This is a genomic window from Aliivibrio sp. SR45-2, from assembly GCF_963890165.1.
Taxonomy (GTDB): Bacteria; Pseudomonadota; Gammaproteobacteria; order Enterobacterales; family Vibrionaceae; genus Aliivibrio; species Aliivibrio salmonicida.
In genome coordinates this window covers 1-1766 of the sequence record NZ_CAWPRC010000052.1, presented here as the reverse complement: position 1 = coordinate 1766, position 1766 = coordinate 1, and the positions used below count along the sequence as shown (strand labels likewise).

Here is a 1766-nt window from a genome sequence, read left to right as displayed (position 1 = left end):
TAGGTCATTGGTCTAAATTGAGAACTGCGTTATAACAAAGCAATCAACACGATTTACTACATTCGGCGTTGTGGGTTTGTCTTTAGTTTCAGTGATTAAGGCGGTAAAATTCAGCTAAGTCTGTGCCGTAGCAAACGTGTTATTGCGGCGTTATATGCAAAATGTGGTCAATTAAGTTAAAAGCCATTGAGTGGTTCATACTGGTTGTAAGGAAAGGTTTAAATTGAAAAATTTTCTAATTTTAAGTTGTGCTTTACTTATTGTTTTTAGCGTTAGCGCTAGTGAAAATATAAATGTGAGTGGTTATTTTGAACGCTACGTAAATGGTCATCTAGATTCTGATAGTGCTCATATAAATATAGTTAAACAAGGAATGAATGAGTATTCGATTTCAGGCTCTGCTCTTTGGATTATATCTGCTTCAACTGGGTCTGCTAATGTAGGAGAAATTCGAGGGGTTTTTCCTTTAAAAAATGGCACTATTCGTTATGACATTGATAATTGTAACTTGCTGATTACTTTTACTGATAAAGCCTTGGTTGTAAGTGATGATAATTTAATGTGCGGGGGAATGAATATTTCATTTAACGGCACATATATAAAGAGGTCACACAAAAATGAATCCGAAGGTAAGTAACACATAGTTTTTACTTAATTGTTTTTGTGAGTATTTGCATATAACAAAGCCATCAACACGATGCTTATAACATTCGGCGTTTTTGGTTTAAAGTATAATTGATTTGGAAAGTTGGTCGTCAGCACGAGTTATGGCGGCGTTATATGCTCAAGAAAGGTAGGTAGTAGTGAGTAGGAAGAAATTTATAGAATCCGTTGGGGCGACATGCCGTAATTGGACTTGGAGTTGGTCGTTTGTTAATCATGAAGAAAAATTTGTAATATTTGGTCTTTGGGATGTTCATACTGACGGACTAATATTAGATTTGGAGTGGAAGGGCGCTGCTCGTAAGCAATCTATTGAGCATGTCAAACTTATTGAATTAGAAGGATATCAGCTTAAAACATTTCCTATGCAATACGATACAACAGAAGATGGCACAGCTAAAATTAAAGGCTTTACACCTAAATTGGAAAATAAAACTTTAGCAGCTCTTTCTGGGCGTTGGTATGCATTAGGAAATAATCAAGATATTGAGTCTCGAATTACTGAGGAAGTGGTCAACCCTGAATTTTATATTGAAGGGGCAACAAAAACTATTTCAGTTAATGCATATGAGCGTAATCCGAAAGCAAGAGCAAAGTGTATTGAGCATTATGGGTGTAAGTGCTTTGTTTGTGGATTTGATTTTAATAAAATTTATGGAGAGATAGGTCAAGGTTTTATACATGTTCATCATGAACGATCTCTGGCCGAAATTAAGAAAGAATATGAAGTAGACCCAATAAAAGATTTGAAACCTCTATGCCCAAATTGTCATGGAATAATTCACAGAACCCATCCAGCAAGATCTATACAAGATCTAATGACTCAATTAGACAAAAAATAGTAAATCGCATATAACAAATGCATCAACACGATTTACTACACTCGGCAATCTCAGTTTGCCGGGTGTTTCTCGTTTTAAGACGTCAATATTAAGTATAATTGTTTGGTAGTAAACGTGTTATGCAGGCGTTATGTGTTGGTGTGCCCCTCGAAAAACGAACACTTTATTTTACAAATTTACTTTCAAATTCAAATGGACTCAAGTTGTTTAATGTTGAGTGACTGCGCTTACGATTATAGAAGATCTCAATATATTCAAATA

General features: G+C 35.1%; 3 protein-coding genes. 2 read left to right on the top strand and 1 reads right to left on the bottom strand.

Annotation, left to right across the window (positions count from 1 at the left end):
- Positions 1-223 precede the first annotated feature (223 nt).
- Together AACV33_RS02530 and AACV33_RS02525 are read left to right on the top strand one after the other, a co-directional pair.
- Entirely contained in the window at positions 224-637 is a 414-nt protein-coding gene (locus AACV33_RS02530) for a hypothetical protein (RefSeq protein WP_182700720.1), read from the top strand.
- Between the two features lie 166 nt (positions 638-803).
- Positions 804-1505: an HNH endonuclease gene (locus AACV33_RS02525; RefSeq protein ID WP_182700719.1), complete on the top strand. Its 702-nt coding sequence runs from the start codon at positions 804-806 to the stop codon at positions 1503-1505.
- Positions 1506-1668: 163 nt separating this feature from the next.
- On the opposite strand, the gene AACV33_RS21510 is transcribed toward AACV33_RS02525, so the two are convergent.
- Positions 1669-1755 carry a hypothetical protein gene (locus AACV33_RS21510; RefSeq protein WP_370527209.1) on the bottom strand — a complete coding sequence of 29 codons (87 nt, stop codon included), beginning with the start codon at positions 1753-1755 and terminating at the stop codon, positions 1669-1671.
- Positions 1756-1766: the final 11 nt, after the last annotated feature.